The organism is Limnohabitans sp., assembly GCF_044361645.1.
Classification (GTDB): Bacteria; Pseudomonadota; Gammaproteobacteria; order Burkholderiales; family Burkholderiaceae_C; genus Limnohabitans_A.
The window spans coordinates 32,197-48,159 of record NZ_JBIKIL010000010.1 but is presented as its reverse complement, the minus strand read 5'-3'; the positions used below and the strand labels follow the sequence as shown (position 1 = coordinate 48,159).

General features: G+C 61.0%; 18 protein-coding genes. 16 read left to right on the top strand and 2 right to left on the bottom strand.

What is annotated here, in order from left to right; genetic code table 11:
* The 11 genes from ACIQ39_RS03120 to ACIQ39_RS03070 all read left to right on the top strand — a co-directional run.
* On the top strand, window positions 1–267 hold a 267-nt coding region (locus ACIQ39_RS03120; RefSeq protein WP_396433152.1), incomplete at its 5' end, for an acyl-CoA dehydrogenase family protein.
* 10 nt (window positions 268–277) lie between these two features.
* Window positions 278–919, top strand: coding sequence for a carbonate dehydratase (gene can / locus ACIQ39_RS03115; protein WP_396433154.1), 642 nt, complete (start codon window positions 278–280; stop codon window positions 917–919).
* Window positions 920–954: 35 nt separating this feature from the next.
* The gene (locus ACIQ39_RS03110; RefSeq protein ID WP_396433151.1) at window positions 955–2,136 is read left to right on the top strand and encodes an acetyl-CoA C-acyltransferase; all 1,182 of its coding nucleotides are present in this window, start codon (window positions 955–957) and stop codon (window positions 2,134–2,136) included.
* 23 nt (window positions 2,137–2,159) lie between these two features.
* Window positions 2,160–2,789, top strand: coding sequence for a hypothetical protein (locus ACIQ39_RS03105; RefSeq protein ID WP_396433150.1), 630 nt, complete (start codon window positions 2,160–2,162; stop codon window positions 2,787–2,789).
* Between the two features lie 16 nt (window positions 2,790–2,805).
* Entirely contained in the window at window positions 2,806–3,483 is a 678-nt protein-coding gene (locus ACIQ39_RS03100; RefSeq protein WP_396433149.1) for an SDR family oxidoreductase, read from the top strand.
* Between the two features lie 20 nt (window positions 3,484–3,503).
* Window positions 3,504–4,631: an acyl-CoA dehydrogenase family protein gene (locus ACIQ39_RS03095; RefSeq protein WP_396433148.1), complete on the top strand. Its 1,128-nt coding sequence runs from the start codon at window positions 3,504–3,506 to the stop codon at window positions 4,629–4,631.
* Window positions 4,632–4,690: 59 nt separating this feature from the next.
* On the top strand, window positions 4,691–6,082 hold the full coding sequence (trkA, locus tag ACIQ39_RS03090; protein ID WP_396433147.1) for a Trk system potassium transporter TrkA: 1,392 nt from the start codon (window positions 4,691–4,693) through the stop codon (window positions 6,080–6,082).
* A complete protein-coding gene (locus ACIQ39_RS03085; RefSeq protein ID WP_396433146.1) occupies window positions 6,082–7,545 on the top strand; it encodes a TrkH family potassium uptake protein in 1,464 nt (487 codons plus the stop codon). Before trkA ends, ACIQ39_RS03085 begins: the two co-directional genes overlap by 1 nt.
* Before the next feature lie 36 nt (window positions 7,546–7,581).
* Window positions 7,582–8,016 (top strand): rhodanese-like domain-containing protein, encoded by a 435-nt coding sequence (locus tag ACIQ39_RS03080; protein ID WP_396433145.1) that lies wholly within the window; start codon window positions 7,582–7,584, stop codon window positions 8,014–8,016.
* Window positions 8,013–8,402, top strand: coding sequence for a YchJ family protein (locus ACIQ39_RS03075; protein WP_396433144.1), 390 nt, complete (start codon window positions 8,013–8,015; stop codon window positions 8,400–8,402). The genes ACIQ39_RS03080 and ACIQ39_RS03075 overlap by 4 nt, the downstream gene beginning before the upstream one ends.
* A gap of 59 nt (window positions 8,403–8,461) precedes the next feature.
* Window positions 8,462–9,112, top strand: a complete 651-nt coding sequence (locus ACIQ39_RS03070; protein ID WP_396433143.1) for an HAD family hydrolase — start codon at window positions 8,462–8,464, stop codon at window positions 9,110–9,112.
* 48 nt (window positions 9,113–9,160) lie between these two features.
* On the opposite strand, the gene ACIQ39_RS03065 is transcribed toward ACIQ39_RS03070, so the two are convergent.
* Together ACIQ39_RS03065 and ACIQ39_RS03060 are read right to left on the bottom strand one after the other, a co-directional pair.
* A complete protein-coding gene (locus ACIQ39_RS03065; protein WP_396433142.1) occupies window positions 9,161–10,429 on the bottom strand; it encodes an ATP-binding protein in 1,269 nt (422 codons plus the stop codon).
* Between the two features lie 116 nt (window positions 10,430–10,545).
* Window positions 10,546–11,598 carry an AraC family transcriptional regulator gene (locus tag ACIQ39_RS03060; RefSeq protein ID WP_396433141.1) on the bottom strand — a complete coding sequence of 351 codons (1,053 nt, stop codon included), beginning with the start codon at window positions 11,596–11,598 and terminating at the stop codon, window positions 10,546–10,548.
* Window positions 11,599–11,753: 155 nt separating this feature from the next.
* Between ACIQ39_RS03060 and ACIQ39_RS03055 the strand changes: the two genes are divergently transcribed.
* From ACIQ39_RS03055 to ACIQ39_RS03035, 5 genes are read left to right on the top strand one after another with little or no spacing between them, the layout of a single operon-like run.
* The gene (locus tag ACIQ39_RS03055) at window positions 11,754–13,361 is read left to right on the top strand and encodes a carboxyl transferase domain-containing protein (protein WP_396433140.1); all 1,608 of its coding nucleotides are present in this window, start codon (window positions 11,754–11,756) and stop codon (window positions 13,359–13,361) included.
* 44 nt (window positions 13,362–13,405) lie between these two features.
* Window positions 13,406–13,726: a type II toxin-antitoxin system VapB family antitoxin gene (locus tag ACIQ39_RS03050; RefSeq protein ID WP_396433139.1), complete on the top strand. Its 321-nt coding sequence runs from the start codon at window positions 13,406–13,408 to the stop codon at window positions 13,724–13,726.
* Window positions 13,723–14,130, top strand: coding sequence for a PIN domain-containing protein (locus tag ACIQ39_RS03045; protein ID WP_396433138.1), 408 nt, complete (start codon window positions 13,723–13,725; stop codon window positions 14,128–14,130). The genes ACIQ39_RS03050 and ACIQ39_RS03045 overlap by 4 nt, the downstream gene beginning before the upstream one ends.
* Window positions 14,118–14,657 (top strand): DinB family protein, encoded by a 540-nt coding sequence (locus tag ACIQ39_RS03040; protein ID WP_396433137.1) that lies wholly within the window; start codon window positions 14,118–14,120, stop codon window positions 14,655–14,657. Before ACIQ39_RS03045 ends, ACIQ39_RS03040 begins: the two co-directional genes overlap by 13 nt.
* The gene (locus ACIQ39_RS03035; protein ID WP_396433136.1) at window positions 14,654–15,448 is read left to right on the top strand and encodes an enoyl-CoA hydratase/isomerase family protein; all 795 of its coding nucleotides are present in this window, start codon (window positions 14,654–14,656) and stop codon (window positions 15,446–15,448) included. The genes ACIQ39_RS03040 and ACIQ39_RS03035 overlap by 4 nt, the downstream gene beginning before the upstream one ends.
* Window positions 15,449–15,963: the final 515 nt, after the last annotated feature.

Below are 15,963 nucleotides of genomic sequence, written 5' to 3'. Positions count from 1 at the left end.
TACACCGTGGCGAAAAACCTGGACTTGTTGGGCGTCGAGCATGTGCGCCAAGTGCGCAAGGACTGCGCCAGCGTCATCTTGTGGACCGCCGAAAAAGCCACCTGGATGGCCGGCGAAGGCGTGCAGATTTTTGGGGGCAACGGCTACATCAACGACTACCCGCTGGGCCGTTTGTGGCGCGACGCCAAGCTGTACGAAATCGGTGCGGGCACCTCCGAGATCCGTCGCATGCTGATTGGCCGCGAGTTGTTTGCCGAAACCTGCTGAGACCATGCATATGCAAACACTGTTGGCCAATAACCGAGCCTGGGCCGCGCGGATGGTGCGCGAAGACCCAGATTTTTTCACCCGTTTGGCGAACCAGCAAACCCCCAAATTTTTGTGGATCGGCTGTTCCGACAGCCGGGTGCCAGCCAACCAAATCACAGGCTTGGACCCGGGTGAGATTTTTGTACACCGCAATGTGGCCAACCTGGTTGTTCACTCAGACTTGAACGCGCTGTCGGTCATTCAGTACGCGGTGGATGCCCTCAAGGTGGAGCAAATCATGGTGGTGGGCCACTACGGCTGTGGTGGTGTGTTGGCCACTTTGCGCGGCATGCGTGTGGGTTTGGCCGACAACTGGTTGCGCCACGTGCACGATGTGAAGGTGCGGCACCGCCGCCGCCTCGACCACCTCACGGTGCCAGAGCAAGAAGATGCCCTGTGCGAGATGAATGTGATCGAGCAAGTGGGCAATGTGGCCTTGACCAACGTGGTGCAAGACGCTTGGGCCCGAGGTCAAAAACTCAGTGTCCATGGTTGGTGTTACGGTCTCAAAGATGGCTTGGCCAAAGACCTTGGCGTGAGCATGAGCCAGCCGGGCGAGGTGCTGGGTGTTTTTCGCCATGCACTCAAGCGCTATCCAAGAGGCGGCTGATGGCCTCAATCGTCACTTTTTTACAGAGGAACACCATGCAAGACCCCATCGTCATCGTCAGCGCTGTCCGCACCCCCATGGGCAGCTTCCAGGGCGACTTTTCTGCGCTGGCCGCCCACGACCTGGGAGGCGCTGCCATCCGCGCTGCCGTGGCGCGTGCAGCCATCAGCCCAGAGCTGGTCACCGAAGTGCTGTTTGGCAACTGCTTGATGGCAGGCCAGGGCCAAGCCCCGGCGCGTCAAGCGGGCTTCAAGGGCGGTTTGCCCAAGAGCGCGGGCGCGGTCACGCTGTCCAAAATGTGCGGCTCGGGCATGCGCGCGGCCATGTTCGCGCACGACATGCTGGTGGCGGGCACGCACGAGGTGTTGGTGGCCGGAGGCATGGAAAGCATGACCAATGCGCCGTATTTGATGCTCAAAGGCCGCGGCGGCTACCGCATGGGCCACGACAAAATTTACGACCACATGATGCTGGACGGCCTGGAAGACGCCTATGAAGCCGGTCGCAGCATGGGCACCTTTGGCGAAGACTGCGCCGCCAAATACAGCTTCACCCGCGCCGAGCAAGACCACTTCGCCACCACCAGCGTGCAGCGCGCCAAGGCCGCCACCGAGTCAGGCGCATTTGCGGCCGAGATCACGCCCGTCACGGTGAAAGACCGCAGCGGCGAACGCGTGGTGGCCATCGACGAAGGCCCCGGCAAAGTCAAGCTCGACAAAATCAGCAGCTTGAAACCCGCCTTCAAGAAAGACGGCACCATCACCGCCGCCAGCAGCTCGTCCATCAACGATGGCGCGGCCGCCATGGTGCTGATGCGCGAGAGCACCGCCGCCAAGCTGGGCTGCAAGCCATTGGCACGCATCGTCAGCCACGCCACCCACGCGCAAGAGCCTGAGTGGTTTGCCACCGCCCCGGTGGGCGCGACCCAAAAAGCCCTGGCCAAAGCCGGCTGGACGGTGCAAGACGTCGACCTGTGGGAAGTCAACGAAGCCTTTGCCGTGGTGCCCATGGCGCTCATGAAAGAGCTGAACGTGCCGCACGACAAGGTCAATGTGAACGGCGGCGCTTGCGCCCTGGGCCACCCCATTGGCGCGTCCGGTGCCCGCATCATGGTCACGCTGATCCACGCGCTCAAAGCCCGTGGCCTCAAAAAAGGCCTGGCCACCTTGTGCATCGGCGGGGGCGAAGGCACGGCGGTGGCGCTGGAATTGGTCTGATGACAAGCGCCGCACGGTCTGTCATGGATCGCTTCGTTCCTCGCGATGACAGAGTTGTTGTGATGGACGGCTTTGTTCTTTGCGATGACAGAGTTGTTGCCATGGACGGCTTTGTTCTTTGCGATGACAGAGTTGTTGCCATGGATGGCTTCGTTCCTCGCGATGACAGAGTTGTTGCCATGGATCGCTTCGTTCCTCGCGATGACAGGCTTGCTGTGATGGATGGCTTTGTTTTTTGCGATGACAGAGTTGTTGTGATGGACGGCTTTGTTCTTTGCGATGACAGAGTTGTTGCCATGGACGGCTCTGTTCTTTGCGATGACAGGCTTGCTGTGATGGATGGTTTTGTTCTTTGCGATGACAGAGCTGTTGCCATGGATGGCTTTGTTCTTTGCGATGACAGAGTTGTTGTCATGGACGGCTTTGTTCTTTGCGATGACAGAGTTGTTGTCATGGACGGCTTTGTTCTTTGCGATGACAGAGTTGTTGCCATGGATGGCTTTGTCCTTTGCGATGACAGGCTTGTTGTGATGGACGACTTCGTTTCTCGCGATGAAAAAGTTGCTGTCATGGCGAGGAGCGCAGCGACGTGGCCATCCACTCAGATGCTCGTTGGGCACACGCGCTGGACGGCAGCGCTGTGCGTGCAGTGAGGAACAGTACCGAGACATGAAGACCATCCTTCTCTTAGGTGCCTCACGCGGCATCGGATTGGAACTGGCCAATCAATACATCGCCGACGGCTGGCGCGTGATCGCCACCGCCCGCTCGGACGAGGGCCTGGCCCGGCTCAAAGCGCTGGGTGCACAAACCCTGCGCCTCGATGTGGCCGATCCCGCCAGCAACTCGGGGCTGGCGTGGCAGCTGGGCGGTGAAAAAATCGACCTGGCCATCTATGTGGCAGGCGTGGTGGATCGAGAGACCACCGCTTCGCCGCCCACACGTGAAAAATTCGACCTCTTGATGCATACCCATGCCATGGGCCCGATGATGGTGTTGCCGCAGATCGCGCCCATGTTGTTGGAGGCAAAAGGCGTATTTGCCGCCATCAGCAGCCACTTTGGCAGCCTGACACTGACGCACACCAGCATGGCGGCGCTGTATCGCATGAGCAAGGCGGCGCTGAACATGTACATCCGATGTGCGCAGCACGATTTCCCTGAAATTGTTTGCGTGGCCTTGCATCCGGGCTGGGTGCAGACCGATATGGGCGGCCCCCAGGCACCCCTCACGCCCGCGCAAAGCGCCAGCAGTCTGCGCCAGACGCTGGAGCGCATCCGCACGCAAACGCGCCCTGAAGACCGTGGTGCATTTTTGAACCACGATGGGCAAGCTTTGCCCTGGTGACCCGATAAGGAAAGACGCCCATGCTGCTGACCCCCGACCAAGAAATGATCCGCGACGCCGTGCGCGATTTTGCGCAGCGCGAGCTGTGGCCCCACGCCGCCGAGTGGGACAAGAAGCACCACTTTCCTAAAGAGGCGCACAAGGGCCTGGCCGAGCTGGGCGCGTATGGCATTTGTGTGCCCGAAGCGCTGGGCGGCGCGGGCCTGGACTATGTGACGCTGGCGCTGGTGCTCGAAGAAATTGCTGCCGGTGACGGCGGCGTCAGCACCACCATCAGCGTGACCAACTGCCCGGTGAACGCGATTTTGATGATGTACGGCAACGCCGCACAACAAGCGCAGTGGCTCACCCCGCTGGCCCAAGGCCAGATGCTGGGGGCGTTTTGCCTGACCGAGCCGCATGTGGGCTCGGATGCTTCGGCCCTGCGCACCACCGCCATGAAAGACGGCGACGGCTACGTCATCAACGGCGTCAAGCAGTTCATCACCAGCGGCAAGCACGGCGATGTGGCGGTGGTGATTGCCGTGACCGACAAGGGCGCGGGCAAGAAGGGCCTGAGCGCTTTCTTGGTGCCCACCCGCACGCCGGGCTACAACGTGGCGCGCCTGGAAGACAAGCTGGGCCAGCACAGCAGCGACACCGCCCAGATCAATTTCGACCACTGCCGCATTCCGGCTGAAAACCTGATTGGCCAAGAAGGCGAAGGTTACAAGATCGCCTTGTCCTCATTGGAAGGTGGGCGCATCGGCATCGCCGCGCAAAGCCTGGGCATGGCGCGCAGCGCACTTGATGTGGCGATTGACTACGCCAAGCAGCGCGAAAGCTTTGGCACGGCCATCTTCAACCACCAAGCGGTGGGTTTTCGTTTGGCCGATTGCGCCACACAAGTCGAAGCGGCGCGACAACTCATCTGGCACGCCGCCAGCCTGCGCGATGCGGGGCGGCCCTGCCTGAAAGAGGCCGCCATGGCCAAGCTGTTTGCCAGCGAAATGGCCGAAAAAGTGTGTTCTGCCGCCATCCAGACCCTGGGCGGCTATGGCTATGTGAGCGACTTCCCGGTCGAGCGCATTTACCGCGATGTGCGGGTGTGCCAGATCTACGAAGGCACCAGCGACGTGCAAAAAATCATCATCCAACGCGCGCTTTGAACGTTTAAATGATGCTGCATTAACCGGCCAAACCCTTTGCTCACGTATCATCGCGCACCATGAACATCATCATCCTGGGCGCCGGTCGTGTGGGCGAAAGCGTCGCTGAAAGCTTGGTCTCTGAGCAAAACGACATCACCGTCATTGACCAAGACCCGGTCCGTCTGCGCGCATTGGAAGACCGTCTTGATTTGCGCGGTGTGCTGGGCAATGGCATCCAGCCCTCGGTGCTGCGGGAGGCTGGGGCCAAAGATGCCGACATGGTGATTGCTTGTGCGGCAGCCGACGAGTCAAACTTGGTGGTTTGCAAGATCGCCCACGACCTGTTCAACGTGCCCACCACCATTGCCCGTTTGCGCTCGCCCGAGTTCAACGAGGGCGACGAGTTGCTGGGCAAGTCCGGTTTTGCGGTGGACCACGTGATCTGCCCTGAAGAGTCGGTGATGCGCTACATCGAGCAACTCATTCAGTACCCTGAGGCTTTGCAGGTGCTCGAATTTGCCAGCGGTCGGGTCAGCCTGATTGTGGTGCGCGCATCGGCCGACAGTTTGTTGGTGAACCACACGATCGCAGAATTTCGCGACCGTTTACCGCACGCCGAAATGCGGGTGGTGGCTTTGTACCGTTCAGACGCGCAGGTTGACGCCTTGCCCGAAACCCGCATCTTGCCCGGTGACGAGGTCTTTGTGCTGGCCGACACCCGGAAGATACCGGTCGTGCTGGCCGGTATCCACAAAACAGACAAAGCTGTGCAGCGCCTGATGCTGGCCGGGGGCGGAAAAGTCGGCTTGCGTCTTGCGCGCAAACTGGCCGACAACTACGCTGTGAAGCTGATCGAGCGCGACAAAAAGCGCTGCGAATACCTGGCCAGCCAGTTGCCGTCGCGGACCCTCATCTTGAATGGTGACGGTGCTGACGAAGACCTGCTGCAGGAAGAAAACGTGGGCGATATGGATTTGTTTTTGGCGCTGACCAGCGACGACGAGGACAACATCATGTCGGCCATGCTGGCCAAGCGCATGGGAGCGCGACGCGTGATGGCCCTGATCAACCGCCGAGCCTATGCCGACATGATGCAAGGCAGCACGATCGACATTGCCATCTCGCCCGCGCAAACCGTGATCGGCGAGTTGCTGGCGCACCTGCGCCGGGGCGATGTGGCGGCGGTGCACAGCCTGCGCCGAGGCGCGGCCGAAGCCCTAGAGGGCATTGCGCGAGGTGATGTCAAAACCTCCAAACTGGTGGGGCGGCGCGTCGAAGAAATCAAGCTGCCCAAGGGGGTCAGCATGGGCGCCATCGTGCGCGGCGAGGGCAAAAAATCCGAAGTGCTGATGCCGCACCACGACACCCTGATCGAGGCCGATGACCACATCATCTTGTTCATCCCCAACAAGCGCGATGTGCGCGCGGTGGAAAAACTGTTTCAGGTCAGTGCGACCTTTTTTGGCTGATGCTCAACACCTTCTTCCCCGTGCTGTCGGTGATGGCGCGCATCTTGATCGCGTTCTCAGTCACCTTTTTGGTGCCGGGCATTTGGGCTTGGTTCGAAGACCACCATGACCTGCAGTGGATCTGGCTGGCAGGCTTTGGTTTGACGGCCGCCAGTGGGTTGGGGCTGGCCTTTGTGACGCAGCGCCATCGCCGCGAATTGCTGGCCAAAGACGGCTTCTTATTGGTCAACTTGGTGTGGTTGATGTTGCCTGCCTATTCGGCATTGCCGCTCTTGGTCTTGGTGCCTGAGATCACCTGGATCAAGGCTTATTTTGAAGCCATGAGCGCCCTCACCGCAACGGGGGCGACAGCCTTGTCGGGGCTCGATCATTTGCCCGTCTCGGTCAACATTTGGCGTTGTTTTTTGCAGTTGATTGGCGGCTTGGGCATCATGCTGCTGGTGGTGGCGGTGTTGCCCATGCTGGGTTTGGGTGGCATGCAGTTGTACAAAGCCGAAACCCCCGGCCCCATGAAGGACACCAAATTCACCCCCCGGATATCCGAGACAGCGCGTGGCCTGTGGGGTGTTTACTTTTTGTTTTCGGGTGCTTGTCTGTTGGCTTACCGCTGGGCGGGTATGAGCTGGGCCGATGCCTTCATGCACATGTGCACCACCATGGGTTTGGGTGGCTTTTCGCCTTACGATGCCAGTTTTGGGCACTTCAACTCGCCCACGATCGAATGGGTGGCCATCGTGTTCATGACCTTGGCCGGTATCAGCTTTGTGCGTTATTTTGTGGTCTTGCGCAGCCGCTCTTTGGCACCCATCAGCAAAGACTTTGAGATTCGCACTTATTTGAGTGTCTTGTCAGCGGCCAGTGTGCTGGTCGCCGCTTTGTTGCTTGTACATGGGGTGTATGACGATGGCCTGGAGGCCTTGCGCATCAGTGCTTTTCATGTGGTGTCCTTGGCCACAACCACCGGGTATGCCGCCACCGATTACGCCCAATGGCCGGTTTTCATCCCGATCATGTTGATGTTTTTGGGCTGTTTTGTCTCGTGCGCCGGCTCCACCGGCGGCGGCATCAAGATGGTGCGCATGATCTTGCTGGTCAAGCAGGCGAGCCGTGAGTTGGTGCGCATCATTCACCCGCGTGTCATCAACCCGGTCACCTTGGGTGGTGGTGTCATGCCCATGTCGGTGATGACGGCGGTACTGGGCTTCATGCTCATTTATGGCGGGGCTACCATGGGCCTGAGCATGCTGCTCTTGCTCAGCGGCATGGACATCGTGACCGCATTTTCGGCGGTGATTGCCACGGTCAACAACATCGGCCCGGGCTTGGGTGAAGTGGGGCCTTCGGGCAACTACGGCGGCCTCAACCCCTTTCAGCTCGGGGTGTTGAGCTTTGCCATGCTGCTGGGTCGCCTGGAGTTGCTGTCGGTGCTGGTCTTGTTCAGCGCACATTTTTGGCGTAAATAAAGTCGGCAGGTTTGCCGTCAACTGAAGGAGAAACACATGCCCATCACCAAAGGATTTCAGGCGCTCGTGGACGAAGCCATGGCCCAGGTCACGACGCACAGCGTGGCCGAGGTGCAAGCGCGTTTGGCCGACCCTGCCGTGCAAATCGTCGACATCCGCGATCCGCGTGAGCTCGAGCGCGATGGCACCGTGCCCGGCGCTTTGCTCGCGCCCCGGGGCATGCTCGAGTTCTGGGTGGACCCGGCCTCGCCCTACTTCAAGCCGGTGTTTGCTGACGAAAGCAAGCAGTTCATCTTGTTTTGCGGCGCAGGCTGGCGCAGCGCCCTGGCCAGCAAAACCCTGCAAGACATGGGCATGACCAACGTGGCCCACATCGACGGCGGCTTTGCGGCCTGGAAAAAAGCAGCGGCGCCCATGGTCACCATGGAACAACACAAGGCCGAAAGCGCAGCGCGCAAAAACTCTGGATGATGACGCCTTGCCCCTGCGGTCGGACCACGGCCAAAGGCCATCCGATGGCCCTGGAGGCTTGCTGCGGTCTGTACCACGCGGGCCAGTCCGCGCCTGATGCCGAAAGTCTGATGCGCTCGCGCTACAGCGCTTTTGTGCGGGCCGATGTGCCTTATCTGCTGGCGACTTGGCACAGCAGCCAACGCCCTGCTGAGCTGAAGCTCGAAGCCAGCGGCAAATGGTTGGGTTTGGAGATCAAGCAGCACCGCGTCACCGGTGCCGACACGGCCGAGGTCGAGTTTGTCGCGCGTTTTCGGGTGAGCGGCAAAGCCGTGCGCCAACACGAGCGCAGCCGCTTTGTGCGTGAAGACGGGCGCTGGTTTTACGTGGACGGCGATGTGTTGTGAAGTTGGTTTGGGGCTGCGCAGCAAGACCATCCTGTCAGTCCACCCCGTATGATCAACCCATGAACTTTGAAGCCATTCTTTTCGATTGCGACGGCGTGCTGGTGGACAGCGAAGCCATCACCTGCGGCGTGCTGCGTGACATGTTTGAAGCGCAAGGCTGGCGCATGACGCTGGCCGAGTGCATGCAGCGCTTTGTGGGCCACACCGTCAAAAGCCAGCGCAGCGTGATCGAAGCGCATACCGGCCAGCCGCTGACCGATGCCTGGCTGGAGCAGTTTTTTGCCCGGCGCAACGAACGCCTGACACAAAGCATCACCGCCATCGACGGAGTGCACGAGGCGGTGGCGCACCTGAACGAGCACTGCCAAGGCCGCATCGCCGTGGCCTCGGGTGCAGACCGTTTCAAGGTCGAGATGATGCTCAAGCAAGTGGGCCTGATGGCGTTTTTTGCAGGCCGCATTTTCAGCGGCCACGAAATGCCGCGCAGCAAGCCGCACCCCGATGTGTACCTGGCCGCTGCCGCGCACTTGCAAATAGACCCGGCGCGCTGCCTGGTGGTGGAAGACACCACCGTGGGCATCACGGCGGGTGTGGCTGCAGGGGCGACTGTGTGGGCTTATGCACCACCCGGCGCTGATGCCCATGCCCTGCGCCAAGCCGGTGCGGCGAAGGTGTTTGAGCACATGCGGGGTTTGCGCTTGGGCTCATGAGCGCGGGACAGGGTCCAAGCGCAGTTTCTCAAGTCTTCAGCATTCCGCTCACTGCCACAAAAGAGAGACAGGACCTGCATGCAGTTGCGCGTCAAACGGTGTGATGCGGTCATGGTCATGCAGCACCAGTCCATGTACAAACTTGTCGCCCACCGCGGCCTGCAGTTGGCGCAGTCCACGCAGATCAGCGCTGCGCACCGTGGCCGATGCTTTGACTTCAATGCCCACCACACGCCCCTGCTGGTCTTCAATGACCAAGTCCACTTCGTCCAGGTTTTTGCTGCGAAAGTGCGAAACGCGCAGTCGCCTGTCTGACCAAGTGACGAGCTTGAGCACCTCGGACACCACGAAATTTTCCAGCACCGGACCCCAGTGCACGCGCTCGGGCGATGTGTCTTTTTGCAATTGATCTGCCGTGTGGCCGCGCAGTGCGGCCAGCAAGCCGGTGTCTAGAAAATGCAGCTTGGGCGTTTTTGTCAACCGGTTGATCGCCTGGTTTGACCATGGGGGTATTTGGCGCAGCAAAAACAAGCGCTCCAAAATACCCACATATTTTTGCGCGGTAGGCGATGTCAGGCCCAGTGCGGCACCGTAAGTGCTGTGGTTCACCAATTGCCCCGCGTGCGCCGCCAGCATGTTCAACAGGCGCGGCATGCGATCGAGCTGGTCGATGTGGGCGATGTCACGCACATCGCGGTCAAGGATCAGGGCCACATAGTCTTGCAGCCACACTTGACGCCGACCCACCGTTGCGCGCCGCAGGGCTTCTGGGTAACCCCCTTTGAGCACCAAATCCATCAGCTCATGACTCACCACAGGCATGCCCAAATCGGGCAAGCCTTGGCCGTCAAACAAACGGTCCAGCAAATCACCCGGCGTGTCGGCCAACTCGGCTTGCGCAAAGGGCAGCAGTGTGACGACCTCTAAACGACCCGCCAAAGAGTCGGCGACCAAAGGCATGGCCATGAGGTTGGTGGAGCCGGTGAGGAGAAAGCGACCTGGCCTGGTGTCCTTGTCCACGCTCTCCTTGATGGCCAACAAGAGATCGGGTGCGCGTTGGACTTCATCGATCACGGCTTGGCTCAAACCCCGAACAAAACCTGTGGGGTCGGCGCGCGCAGCAGACAAAGTGGCGGGGTCGTCCAAGCTGATGAAGGGCCGAGCAGGGTTGGCGTACCGGCGTGCCAGGGTGGTTTTGCCCGCTTGGCGAGGGCCCACGATCAGCACCACGCGCGTGTCCTGTAGGGCGATGGCCACTTTGGCTTGAACAAAGCGTCGGATCTCTGGCTCATTCGTGCGGGGTTTGTCGGCGAGCATGTGGCTTGTTTGGGCTTTCAGTCTTGGCCAAATTTAAACACAAATAAAGACAAATTTAAAATATAAAATGGGCTTATTTAAATTTTAAAGCCCTTTTCCCACTGGTAAAAGCCAATTCAGTGGGGCTGGGACGGCCGACGAGACCTCACCCCCTCCGGCGTCACCCCCGTCCACCCCTTGAACGCCCGCATGAAACTTTTCTCGTTCTGAAACCCCACCTCGGCTGCGATCTGTTTGATGGGGCGTTGTGTGCGCAGCAGCAAGTCCATGGCCAAGTCCCGGCGCACCGCGTCTTTGAGTTGCTGCAGGCTTGCGCCTTCTTCTTTCAGTTGCCGGTGCAAGGTGCGCGCTGACAGGTTGAGCCAGGCCGCCAGGTCGTCGGCGTTGCGGCTGTGCTCGGGGTGTTCGGCCAGGGTCTGGCGCACTTTTTCCACCAGCAAGCGGTCACGCCGGTAAGGGCGCACCGTGAGCAGCAGGGCGCGCTGCAGCATGCGTTGCAAAGCCGCTTCGTCGCGGCGCACGGGCAGGCTGAGGTAACCCGCATCAAACTGCAGGCTGTGCGCGGGTGCGTTGAACTGTGTGGGGCCGTCAAACAGCACGCGGTAACTGTCGGCGTGCGGAGGTGGGGCGAAGCGCAAAGTGGTTTGCACAAGCGGAATGCGCGAGTCGGTCAGCCAGCAGGCTACGCCTAAAGCATTGCGCAGCACCGACACCACGGCAAATTCTTGCAGCGTGCCCAGTGGGCGGTGTTCGCGCAACTGCAGGTGCGCCACGCCCGCTTCGGTGCTGACTTGCAGGTGAATGTCGTCAGTCAGCAATCCGTGGTGACGGCACCAGCGCTGCAGTGCCACGCCCAAGCTAGGCGCGGTCAGTGAGGCGCGCACCAACAGCCCATAGCTGCCCCAGGGCAGGCGGCGGCTGAACCAGCCCAGGGCCTCGTCGTCCAGCTCGCGCATGGCGCTGGCCGAAAGCCATTCCATTTGCAGCGCGGTGATGCGGGCCTCGGCATGGTGCAGGGTTTCTGGCGCAATTTGTGCCTCGGCCAAGGCGGGCAGCGGGTCCATGCCGCGTTGGGTGTAGGCCTGCACAATGGCATTGACAAAAACCATGGGTGTCTCGGCGCGGCCGGTGTGGCTCGGTCGTGGTGGGGCGGGTAATGGTGGGTTCATGGCGGGTTCATGGCGGGTTCATGGCGCATGAAATTGTGGCACGATTTGCAACCCATTTGACACCCTGCAACCGGCCGTCAGGGCTTAAGCTGTCAGGCATTGCCCCACAGGCGCGGTGTTTGCCACATGCCCGGGGCCACAGCCAAGGAAGACACATGACTGTTTTGCACTCTCAACTGAACCCGCGTTCGGCCGACTTTCAGGCCAATGCCGCCGCCATGCGCAGCTTGGTGGACGACCTGCGTGCCCACTTGGAGCGCGTGGCTTTGGGCGGTGGTGATGCCCCCCGCGCCAAGCACACCGCCCGGGGCAAGTTGCTGCCGCGTGACCGCGTGCAAATGTTGCTCGACCCCGGCACGCCTTTCCTCGAAGTCGCGCCCTTGGCCGCCCTCAACATGTACAACAACGACGCGCCCAGCTCGGGCGTGATCGTGGGCATTGGCCGTGTCAGTGGGGTGGACTGCATGATCGTGTGCAACGACGCCACGGTAAAGGGCGGCACCTACTACCCCCTCACCGTGAAAAAGCATTTGCGCGCGCAAGAGATCGCGCAGCAAAACCATTTGCCCTGCATTTATCTGGTGGACTCGGGCGGCGCCAACCTGCCCAACCAAGACGAAGTCTTTCCGGATCGCGACCACTTTGGCCGCATCTTCTTCAACCAGGCCAACATGAGCGCACTGGGCATTGCGCAAATCGCCGTGGTCATGGGCTCGTGCACAGCCGGTGGCGCGTACGTGCCCGCCATGAGCGACGAGACCATCATCGTCAAGAACCAAGGCACCATCTTCTTGGGCGGCCCACCGCTGGTCAAAGCCGCCACGGGCGAGGTGGTGAGTGCCGAAGATTTGGGCGGTGGCGATGTGCACACGCGTTTGTCCGGCGTGGCCGACCACTTGGCGCAAAACGATGTGCACGCGCTGGTGCTGGCCCGCCAAGCCGTGAAAAACCTGAACGCGCAAAAGGCCCCCAACATCGCCACGCATGCACCTGTGCCGCCGCTGTTTGACGCGCAAGAGTTGTACGGCGTGATCCCCACCGACACGCGCAAGCCCTTTGATGTGCGCGAGATCATTGCCCGCATCGTCGACGGCTCTGAGTTCGACGAATTCAAATCGCGCTTTGGCACCACCTTGATCTGTGGTTTTGCCCGCATCGAGGGCATGCCGGTGGGCATCATTGCCAACAACGGCATCTTGTTCAGCGAGTCGGCCCTCAAGGGTGCGCACTTCATCGAGCTGTGCTGCCAGCGCAAGATCCCGCTGGTCTTTTTGCAAAACATCACCGGCTTCATGGTGGGCCGCAAATACGAAAACGAAGGCATCGCCCGCAACGGCGCAAAGATGGTCACGGCCGTGGCCACAGCTGCGGTACCCAAGTTCACCATCATCATGGGTGGCAGTTTTGGCGCGGGCAACTACGGCATGTGCGGCCGCGCTTACAGCCCTCGCTTTTTGTGGATGTGGCCGAACGCCCGCATCTCCGTCATGGGCGGCGAACAGGCGGCCAGCGTTTTGGCCACCGTCAAGCGCGACGGCATCGAGGGCAAGGGCGGCCAATGGAGCGCCGACGAAGAGGCTGCTTTCAAGGCCCCCATCAAAGAGCAATACGAGGTGCAGGGCCACCCCTATTACGCCACCGCACGCCTGTGGGACGACGGCATCATCGACCCGGCCGACACCCGCCGCGTGCTGGCGCTGGGTCTGAGCGCATCGCTCAATGCACCGATACCCGAAACAAAATTTGGACTTTTTCGCATGTGATGTGTATGATTTTATAAATTCATACACATTAAGGGGCTGTGCACATGCGAACCAACATTGAAATTGACGACGACTTGATGGCCGCTGCCATGGCCGCGGGCGGCTTCAAGACCAAAAAAGAAGCGGTCGAAGAGGGCTTGCGGCTGCTCAAGCGCAAGAAGGCTTACGCGGCCTTGTTGGCCGCGCGTGGCACTTTGTTTTGGGACGACTCCGACGAAGCTTGGGCCAAGGCGCGCGAAGCGAGGCAAGTTGCAGAGACCGTGCAAGAACCTGTGGCTGCTTATGCGCTCAAGCCCGCTGTGAAGGGCCGCAAATCCCGAGCAACAGCTGCCACCCGGCTGCCTGCGAAAGGCAAGCCAGCATGATTTTGGTGGACTCCAGCGTGCTGATCGATCACTTTCGAGGCACGATCAACCCACAGACCCAACAGCTCAAGCGCTGGCTCACCGGGCAGGAGGGGCCACCCGACATTGGCGTGGCCGATCTGGTTGTTTTTGAGGTGGTGCGCGGCTTCTCCACAGTCAGTGCCCAGGCCCGGGCGCGCGACCTTCTGCTGAACTTGGAGGTGGTGGAGATCGGTGGTCTCGACAACGCCTTGCAGGCGGCCACACTCTACCAACGCTTGCGCCAATCAGGCCGCACCGTGCACAGCCCCATCGACGTGCTTTTGGCCAGCTACTGCATGACCCACGGCCACACACTGCTGCACCGTGACGCCGATTTTGAATCGCTCAAAACTTTGGGAGGGCTGGACACATGGCCGCAATGAACACATCCCCTTGGCACCGTCACTTCAACTCCCAAGCGCGATACCACGTCTGGGCCACACACCGCTTGCTCGAAGCGGTCTCGCGCCTGTCCGATGGCGAATACCAGCGCGATGTGGGCCTGTTCTTCAAAAGCATCCACGGCACGCTCAACCACCTGCTGGTGGCTGAGCACTTGCTTTGGTATGCGCGATTTGCCAAAGGCGCGTCGCCTGTGCTGGCGCTGGACGCCGAGATTGAGCCGCACCGCGAACGCCTGGCCCAGGCGCTCAAAGGGGGCTCGGCGAATTGGACGCCCTTGATCGACAGCTGGACGGCCGAGCGTTTTGACGGCCATCTGGACTACCGCACCAGCAAGGGCGTGCCGCAGTCTTTGCCCTTTGCGGCCAGCTTGGCGCATGTCTTCAACCATGCCACTCACCATCGCGGCCAGATCACAGCGGCATTGACGGCCATGGGCCAGCCCGCACCCGAAATCGATTGGGTCTATCACTTGCAACAGCAAGCCGCCGAGGCCAAAAAACCATGAGCAGCGTTCAGAACACCGCCCTGAGCGTCACCGTCCAAGACCAAGTGGCCCGCATCACCTTGACCCGCCCGACGGTGCGCAATGCGTTCAACGACGAGCTGATCGCGCAAATCAAGTCGGCCTTTGAGGCTGTGGGCGCCAGAGACGACGTGCGCTGCGTGGTGCTGGCCGCCGAGGGCCCTGCCTTTTGCGCCGGTGCCGACCTCAACTGGATGCGCCGCATGGCCGACTACACCCGGGACGAAAACTTGGCCGACGCGGGCGAACTGGCTGCCATGCTGCGCGCCATTTACGCATGCCCCCAGCCCACCATCGCCCGCGTGCAAGGCGATGTGTATGCCGGCGGCATGGGCCTGGTGGCGGCGTGTGACATGGCGGTGAGCGTGGACACGGCCCACTACTGCCTGAGCGAAGTCAAGCTGGGCCTGATCCCGGCGACCATCAGCCCCTATGTGATCCGCGCCATGGGCGCGCGTGCGGCGCACCGCTACTTTTTGACGGCCGAGCGCTTTGGCGCGGCCGAGGCGCACCGCATCGGCTTGGTGCACGAGGTGGTGAGCGCCGACGCGCTGGACGCCAAAGTGGCCGAGCTCACCCAAGCGCTGGTCAGCGCCAGCCCAAAGGCGGTGCGCGCTTGCAAAAAGCTGGTGCAAGACGTGGCCGAACGCGAGATCAACGACGCGCTGGTGGTGCAGACGGTGGCAGGCATCGCCGACATCCGCGCCAGCAGTGAAGGCAAAGAGGGTGTGCTGTCCTTTTTGCAAAAACGCCAACCGTCGTGGTCCCTGTGATGTTGCACCACAGTTTTCCATCAAGCACCAGAGCGCCGTCAAGCACCAGAGCGCCGTCAAGCACCCCGACGTCATCGCGAGGCACGAAGCGATCCACGGTGGACCATCGAGGCATGGATTGCCGCGCTGCGCTCGCAATGACGGGCAGTGCGCCGTCAAGTACCAGAGCGCCGTCAAGCACCCTGACGTCATCGCGAGGCACGAAGCGATCCACGGTGAACCAGCGAGGCATGGATTGCCGCGCTGCGCTCGCAATGACGGGCAATGCGCCGTCAAGCACCAGAGCGCCGTCAAACACCAGAGCGTCGTCAAGCACCAGAGCGCCGTCAAGCACCAGGGCGTTATCAAGCACCAGAGCGTCGTCAAGCACCCTGACGTCATCGCGAGGTACGAAGCGATCCACGGTGGAGCAGCGAGGCATGGATTGCCGCGCTGCGCTCGCAATGACGGGCAATGCGCCGTCAAGTACCAGAGCGCTGTCAAGTGCCAGTGCGTTATCAAGCACCCTGACGTCA

Coding starts and splice junctions, on each gene's coding strand:
- ACIQ39_RS03110 (WP_396433151.1), top strand. CDS start 955: ATGCAAGACCCCATCGTCATCGTCAGCGCTGTCCGCACCCCCATGGGC.
- ACIQ39_RS03075 (WP_396433144.1), top strand. CDS start 8,013: ATGATGACGCCTTGCCCCTGCGGTCGGACCACGGCCAAAGGCCATCCG.
- ACIQ39_RS03080 (WP_396433145.1), top strand. CDS start 7,582: ATGCCCATCACCAAAGGATTTCAGGCGCTCGTGGACGAAGCCATGGCC.
- can (WP_396433154.1), top strand. CDS start 278: ATGCAAACACTGTTGGCCAATAACCGAGCCTGGGCCGCGCGGATGGTG.
- ACIQ39_RS03105 (WP_396433150.1), top strand. CDS start 2,160: ATGGATCGCTTCGTTCCTCGCGATGACAGAGTTGTTGTGATGGACGGC.
- trkA (WP_396433147.1), top strand. CDS start 4,691: ATGAACATCATCATCCTGGGCGCCGGTCGTGTGGGCGAAAGCGTCGCT.
- ACIQ39_RS03060 (WP_396433141.1), bottom strand. CDS start 11,598: ATGAACCCACCATTACCCGCCCCACCACGACCGAGCCACACCGGCCGC.
- ACIQ39_RS03100 (WP_396433149.1), top strand. CDS start 2,806: ATGAAGACCATCCTTCTCTTAGGTGCCTCACGCGGCATCGGATTGGAA.
- ACIQ39_RS03085 (WP_396433146.1), top strand. CDS start 6,082: ATGCTCAACACCTTCTTCCCCGTGCTGTCGGTGATGGCGCGCATCTTG.
- ACIQ39_RS03055 (WP_396433140.1), top strand. CDS start 11,754: ATGACTGTTTTGCACTCTCAACTGAACCCGCGTTCGGCCGACTTTCAG.
- ACIQ39_RS03065 (WP_396433142.1), bottom strand. CDS start 10,429: ATGCTCGCCGACAAACCCCGCACGAATGAGCCAGAGATCCGACGCTTT.
- ACIQ39_RS03040 (WP_396433137.1), top strand. CDS start 14,118: ATGGCCGCAATGAACACATCCCCTTGGCACCGTCACTTCAACTCCCAA.
- ACIQ39_RS03045 (WP_396433138.1), top strand. CDS start 13,723: ATGATTTTGGTGGACTCCAGCGTGCTGATCGATCACTTTCGAGGCACG.
- ACIQ39_RS03035 (WP_396433136.1), top strand. CDS start 14,654: ATGAGCAGCGTTCAGAACACCGCCCTGAGCGTCACCGTCCAAGACCAA.
- ACIQ39_RS03050 (WP_396433139.1), top strand. CDS start 13,406: ATGCGAACCAACATTGAAATTGACGACGACTTGATGGCCGCTGCCATG.
- ACIQ39_RS03095 (WP_396433148.1), top strand. CDS start 3,504: ATGCTGCTGACCCCCGACCAAGAAATGATCCGCGACGCCGTGCGCGAT.
- ACIQ39_RS03070 (WP_396433143.1), top strand. CDS start 8,462: ATGAACTTTGAAGCCATTCTTTTCGATTGCGACGGCGTGCTGGTGGAC.